Genomic DNA, 6,808 nt, shown 5'->3' with positions numbered 1-6,808 from the left:
CATCTGGCATGATAAAAGCTCCGATTTCGACCTTGCGAGCCTAGGAACAGCTTCCCATATCTCACTCGAGCGAATGGGTTCGCCTCTCGCAGGGGACCCGTCACCAGAACACCGCGCGATGCCACTTTGAGGGTCGTCCGGGAAAAGGAGACAAGTAATGAATATTGAGAAATACACCGAACGGGTTCGCGGTTTTATCCAGTCGGCGCAGACATTTGCACTCTCTTCCAATCATCAGCAGTTTGCCCCCGAGCATTTGCTTAAGGTACTCGTCGACGATGAGGAAGGTCTCGCGGCGTCGCTGATCGAGCGAGCCGGCGGGAACGTTGAAGAAGTGCGGCTCGGCCTTCAGGCTGCCCTTGACGCGATGCCCAAGGTAACCGGCGGCAACAGCCAGCTCTACCTTTCCCAGCCTCTCGCCAAGGTGTTGGCGACCGCCGAGGAAGTGGCCAAGAAAGCCGGCGACAGTTTTGTCACTGTCGAGCGCCTGCTTACAGCAATGGCGATCGAAAAGTCGGCAAAGACATCAGAGATTCTCAGCCGTGCCGGGGTAACGCCGGCTGGCTTGAATGCGGTCATCAACGATATCCGTAAGGGCCGTACAGCCGACTCTGCTTCCGCTGAGAATACCTACGACGCCTTGAAGAAATATGCGCGCGACCTGACAGCCGATGCGCGGGCAGGCAAGCTAGACCCGGTAATCGGCCGCGACGATGAAATCCGCCGCACGATCCAGGTGCTGTCGCGCCGCACCAAGAACAATCCGGTTCTTATCGGCGAGCCCGGCGTTGGCAAGACAGCCATCGCCGAGGGATTGGCGCTGCGCATCGTCAATGGCGATGTGCCGGAATCGCTGAAGGACAAGAAGTTGATGGCGCTCGACATGGGCGCGCTCATTGCCGGGGCGAAATATCGCGGCGAGTTCGAGGAGCGCCTCAAGGCTGTACTTTCAGAAGTAACGTCCGCCAATGGCGAGATCATCCTCTTCATCGACGAAATGCACACGCTTGTCGGCGCCGGCAAGGGCGAAGGCGCGATGGACGCCTCCAACCTTTTGAAGCCCGCGCTTGCGCGCGGCGAACTGCACTGCGTAGGCGCCACCACGCTTGATGAATACCGCAAGCACGTCGAGAAGGATCCTGCCCTTGCCCGTCGTTTCCAGCCCGTCTTCGTCGACGAGCCGACGGTCGAGGACACCATCTCGATCCTGCGCGGTCTCAAGGAAAAGTACGAACAGCATCACAAGGTACGTATTTCCGACTCGGCCCTTGTTGCCGCTGCCACGCTGTCGAACCGTTACATCACCGATCGCTTCTTGCCCGACAAGGCGATTGATCTTGTCGACGAAGGTGCTGCGCGGTTGCGTATGCAGGTCGATTCAAAGCCGGAGGAACTCGACGAGATTGATCGGCGCATCATGCAGCTGAAGATCGAGCGCGAGGCGCTGAAAGTAGAGAAAGACGATGCTTCGCGCGACCGGCTCGAGCGCCTGGAGCACGAGCTCGCTGGACTCGAGGAAGAGTCGACAGCTCTGACCAACACGTGGCAGGCGGAAAAGCAGAAGCTTGGCCACGCAGCGGACCTGAAACGTCAGCTCGATGATGCGCGCAATGCGCTCGCCGCAGCTCAGCGCAACGGTGAATACCAGAAGGCGGGCGAGCTCGCCTATGGGACAATCCCGGCGCTCGAGAAGGAACTTGCCGCCGCGGAGCAGCAGGACAATGCCACCTCGATGGTGGAGGAAACGGTCACTCCCGATCACATTGCCCAGGTGGTTTCGCGCTGGACCGGCATTCCGGTTGACCGGATGCTCGAGGGCGAGCGTGAAAAGTTGCTGCGTATGGAAGACGAACTCGCCAAGCGCGTTGTCGGCCAGGGTGAGGCGGTACAGGCAGTATCCAAGGCGATTCGCCGTGCACGCGCCGGCTTGCAGGATCCGAACAGGCCGATTGGCTCGTTCATTTTCCTCGGCCCAACAGGCGTCGGCAAGACCGAGTTGACCAAGGCGCTGGCGGCATTCCTGTTCGCGGACGAGACGGCCATGGTCCGGCTCGACATGTCCGAATACATGGAAAAGCATTCCGTCTCGCGTTTGATCGGTGCTCCTCCCGGCTATGTCGGGTACGAGGAAGGCGGCGCTCTGACGGAGGCGGTGAGGCGGCGCCCCTATCAGGTCATCCTTTTCGACGAGATCGAAAAGGCCCACCCTGATGTGTTCAATGTGCTCTTGCAGGTTCTCGACGATGGTCGCCTCACCGACGGTCAAGGCCGGACGGTGGATTTCCGCAATACTCTGATCATCATGACGTCGAACCTTGGCGCGGAGTATCTGACGGCCCTTGGCGAAGACCAGGATGTCGACGTAGCGCGTGATGAGGTGATGAGCGTCGTCAAGTTGGCATTCCGGCCGGAGTTTCTCAACCGCGTCGACGAGATCATCCTGTTCCATCGCCTGAAGCGCAAGGACATGGGCAAGATCGTCGCGATCCAGATCGAACATCTGCAGAAGCTGCTCGTCGATCGCAAGATCACGATCAAGGTCGACAGCGAAGCAACCGACTGGCTCGCCGATAAGGGCTACGATCCGGCCTATGGCGCGCGACCGCTGAAGCGTGTCATCCAGAAAGAGGTGCAGGATCCGCTGGCGGAGAAAATCCTGCTCGGCGATATTCTCGACGGCTCGACAGTGAAGATTACGGCGGGATCGGACCGGCTCAATTTCAAGTCGGTCAAATCCGCTCCGGAGCGCGAAAAGAGCGAAGCAGCATGATTGCGCTTTCGCAACACTGAAAGAAAGAAGATGGCCGCCACAGCGCGGCCATTTTCACGTCTCGTTCATCCCATAAATGCAACGATAAAAGCGTGGAGGCATTAACCATAATGACAGGAAGTTCGGTCATTTATGATTAATGTCGCGTTAGCGGCGGTAACCGGAAACCTAAAAGGCATGGCCTCATATCATTATTCATTGCTTGGACTATTGCTTGTTGCTTCGGCGGGCGCCACCGCCCCCGCGACGCCGAGCGCGGCTGGAATGATTGCCCCGGCCGTCAGCGCACCGCATTCCTATACATTGGCGCAGTGGTTCGAAGGCGAGCGCCGCCCGCGCCGCGAGGCCTATCGCGTTTATTACGACGAATATGGCCGCAAGGTCACCCTGGATCGCCGCGGCCGTGTCGTGTCGGTCGAGGAACCACGCAACGATCAGGGCACGGATTATTTCCCAGAAGCGCCGCAGGATCCCTATGATACCGGCGCGATTCCCAACGATCCCTACGCGGGACCGGGCAACGGTCCCTACGAACAGCAATCGGCGCTGCCTTCCGAACGCGACTACGGCAGCGTCGACCGGCAGCAACTGCCACCAGCGGGCAGCGAATCCGATTTGAATCCGTCCGATCCGAACCTCAATCCGCCCGAATCGCCAAATGACGGGTTCTATGACACGCCGCAGCAGGAACAGATACCAGCGCATCCGAACCCCGCGCCGACAGTGGAACTGCCGAAAGGGCAGGGCGCGAAGGCGAAGATTGCAGCGATCCAGGTACTGCTCGATCGGATCGGCGTGTCTCCCGGCGTGATCGACGGCCACAAGGGGGGCAATGTCGACAAGGCTGTTGCCGCTTTTGAAGAAATGACCGGCCAGCAATTTGATCCCCTCAACGAGGAGGGGATCAACGCTTCTCTCGAGCAAACCGGCGGTCCGGCAATCGTGCCCTATACGATCACCTCCGAGGATGCTGCCTACCCGTTCGTCGCGTCCATTCCGGAAGATTATGGCCACAAGGCCCAACTCGAACGCATGGCCTTTACGTCGGTCACCGAGATGCTGGCAGAACGTTTCCACATGGATGAAAACTACCTGAAGGAGATCAACCCCGGTGTTGATTTCAATACGCCGGGTGTTTCCATTCAGGTTGCCAATCCCGGTCAGAATGCCGGCGGCGCGGTCATGCGAATCATCGCCGACAAGGGCCGCAAGCAGGTGCGGGGCTATAATGCGGAAGGCCGGCTCGTCGTCGCCTATCCGGCGACGATCGGATCGACCGATACGCCGTCACCATCAGGCACAGTCCAGGTTGAACGCATCGCGCTCAATCCCAACTATACATACAATCCGAAGCTGAACTTCAAGCAGGGCGAGAACGATAAGGTGCTGACCATCCCGCCTGGCCCGAATGGCCCGGTCGGTACGGTATGGATTGCCTTGTCGAAGCCGACCTACGGTATTCATGGCACGCCCGAACCATCGAAGATCGGCAAGACCAACAGCCATGGCTGTGTGCGTTTGACGAATTGGGACGCAACGGAACTTTCCAAACTCGTGCAAAAGGGCGTGACCGTCGAGTTCCAGGAATAAAGGCGTATGCGGGCGAAGCAGCCTTAGCCGCTGGCGGCAACCTTGGTGCCGTCGCCGCCTTCATCCTTCAGCAACTGGTCGATCCGCTCACGCTCGCGCTGGAACGCGATGAGATCATCGCCCTGCAGTTCGCCGCCGCTCGGCAGGCGAATGCGCATCGGGTCGACTTTCGAGCCGTTGACGATCAATTCGTAATGAAGATGTGGCCCGGTCGAAAGCCCGGTCGAGCCAAGGTAGCCGATAACCTGACCTTGGCGAACGCGGGCGCCTGCGACCACGCCACTCGCGACAGCATTCTGATGGGAATAGCTGCTTTCATAACCGTTTGCATGGCGAATGACGGTCTGAATGCCATAGCCATTGGTCCAGCCGGCGCGCTCGACAACGCCGTTGCCGGCTGCGACAATCGCCGTGCCGCGCGGCGCGGACCAGTCGACCCCGGTATGCATGCGCGAATAGCCGAGGATCGGGTGGCGGCGCATGCCGAATGGCGAGCGGAATGTGCCGTTGGGTACCGGCTTGCGCAGCAGGAACTGCTTCGAGCTCTTGCCGTTCTCGTCGTAGTAGTCGGTCGTGCCGTCCTCGCCATGGAACCGATAGAACTTTTTGAGGTCACCGCCGAAATTTGCGGCGACATAAAGAATCTCCGATTCGTCCCCGGCCTTGTCCGAGCCCGCCGGCAGCGAAAACAGCGCTTCGAGTTCATCCGATGGGCTGAGCTGTGACTGGAAGTCGACGTCCGAAGCCAGCATGCGGATCAATTGCTTGATCATCGGATCGGTCATGCCATACGCGATGCCGGCCCGGTAGATTCCGTCATAGACGGTGGGGAGATCTTCGGTGCGCCGCGATCCTGCGGGGCTATCATCGAAGGCTACCTGCAGGCCCGGCGTCATTTCCGGCTCATCCGCAGGCACGTACTGCTCCCTGTCGTTGAGCGCAATAGTGAGAATATGGGTGCTGCCGTTGTAGACGCTGGCGCGCATGATCCGGTCGAGATTGTCGCGCGATTCGATCCCGAGCCGCAGCACGCTGCCGCTTTTTAGCTTCGGCGAGTTCAAGAGCTTGCTGATGGCTTCGGACATGCCCGTTGCATCGTCGCTTTCATAGCCCGCGTCGTTCAGGGCGGCGATGATTTCCTTGTCGCTGCGGAACGGTATCAGCGCTTCCGAATAGCCGGTGCTAGCAGCATCTTCGGGCAGGCGCGGCGCGACGCTGACATTCTCCTGGATGATCTTGACTGCAAGGGGATTGCGCAGATTGTAGGGGTCTTCGTCAGTGCCGAAGCGCAGCGGATCGACATAGTGCAGCGAGGCAACCTGAATGGCGCCATCGGTCAAAAGCGAGCCGGTGTTCCGCACCACCTCTTCAACCGCATCGACGCTAAGATCGTCGGCAGGATCGTATTGTGCCGTCGTCAGCGGAAAATCGACGGTGCGCAGGCTGACTTCGCTCTCCACCTTGGCGCCGTAAATCTGACCCGTCCTCGGCGTCGGGTCCGTGTCCTCATTGGCCTCGGCAAAGACGTCAAGCGGATTGAAATTCGGATAACGGCGGTTGGAGTTGTGAACGTCGGCGAGCGCTATGTGCACGAATTCGAAGGGCATGGAACGGACGACATCGCGCTCGCCGTCCTTGAACATTGTTGAAACGTCGAGGCGGCGTCGATCACGGTTTTTTTGTATAGGGGTCGTTGCGACGACGCGCGAACCCTTGGTCACGCCACTCGCATCGGCTGGAGCCGGCATGGCATTGCGCCCGATCAGTTCAGGCGGCGTCGCCAGCTGCTCGCGGCCGTCGAGCGCTGCAAAAAGCGCGACGCCCATCAATACGCTTGAGGTTATGCCGGTAAGGAACGTGCCCGCAAGCCAGCGCGCGGAGATCTCGCGACGATCCGGCGGCCCGCGGCGTCCGTCCGTGATAAGCGGCGGCTCATTGCCCGGATCGATCGATGAGTGCCCCTCGTACTCGCTCATACCTTTAAAGTGTGATCCTGTCGCCGTTGTGAATGCAGGTGGTTCCCGGCGCGTTTGCCGGCCAGGCTTGTCCTGGCATGAAGTCAACGAGGCCGCAGTTTTGCCCCTGCGGCTTCACGATGTCAACGCAAGGAGCGGAAACGGCTGTGGGCCTTGCACATTCGATCCTCCTGGCCGCTGAGGCCCGCTACGTCGTTGGCGCGAGCGCTAGGTCTCGAATGGGGCATGTTTGTGGCCGAGACGATCACATTTGGATTTGCCGGCTTGGCTTTGAGCGTCCGTGCGGACGGCCGATAATGGTACGAAATGCGAACCGTCATATTTTTCATAAATTCTTCAAAATCGGTGTTGACAGTTTTGTTGGGTGGGGTCTATATACCGGCACAACGAGGGCGGGGCGCCGCTGGCGGTTGCTGAATGCGCCCTAAGGTTTGCACGGTTTTTGGTCGCGAGACTGATTGTCTGGTGTGGA

General features: G+C 59.5%; 3 protein-coding genes. 2 read left to right on the top strand and 1 reads right to left on the bottom strand.

From position 1 onward, the window contains the following. Positions 1–157: 157 nt before the first annotated feature. Positions 158–2,770 carry an ATP-dependent chaperone ClpB gene (gene clpB, locus AAAB35_RS17345; RefSeq protein WP_340669527.1) on the top strand — a complete coding sequence of 871 codons (2,613 nt, stop codon included), beginning with the start codon at positions 158–160 and terminating at the stop codon, positions 2,768–2,770. A 177-nt stretch (positions 2,771–2,947) separates the two neighbouring features. Continuing rightward, a complete protein-coding gene (locus AAAB35_RS17340) occupies positions 2,948–4,360 on the top strand; it encodes a L,D-transpeptidase (RefSeq protein WP_340669526.1) in 1,413 nt (470 codons plus the stop codon). A gap of 23 nt (positions 4,361–4,383) precedes the next feature. Here the strand turns inward: AAAB35_RS17340 and AAAB35_RS17335 are convergent, their stop codons facing one another. After that, entirely contained in the window at positions 4,384–6,336 is a 1,953-nt protein-coding gene (locus AAAB35_RS17335) for a M23 family metallopeptidase (protein WP_340669525.1), read from the bottom strand. Positions 6,337–6,808 lie beyond the last annotated feature (472 nt).

This window comes from Phyllobacterium sp. (genome assembly GCF_037994425.1).
GTDB lineage: Bacteria > Pseudomonadota > Alphaproteobacteria > Rhizobiales > Rhizobiaceae > Phyllobacterium.
Note: the sequence above shows the minus strand (reverse complement) of the source record. Positions and strands in the feature narration are given on the sequence as shown.

Excerpts from the sequence above, each read along its gene's own strand:
- clpB (WP_340669527.1), top strand. The coding sequence starts at position 158 with ATGAATATTGAGAAATACACCGAACGGGTTCGCGGTTTTATCCAGTCG.
- AAAB35_RS17335 (WP_340669525.1), bottom strand. The coding sequence starts at position 6,336 with ATGAGCGAGTACGAGGGGCACTCATCGATCGATCCGGGCAATGAGCCG.
- AAAB35_RS17340 (WP_340669526.1), top strand. The coding sequence starts at position 2,948 with ATGGCCTCATATCATTATTCATTGCTTGGACTATTGCTTGTTGCTTCG.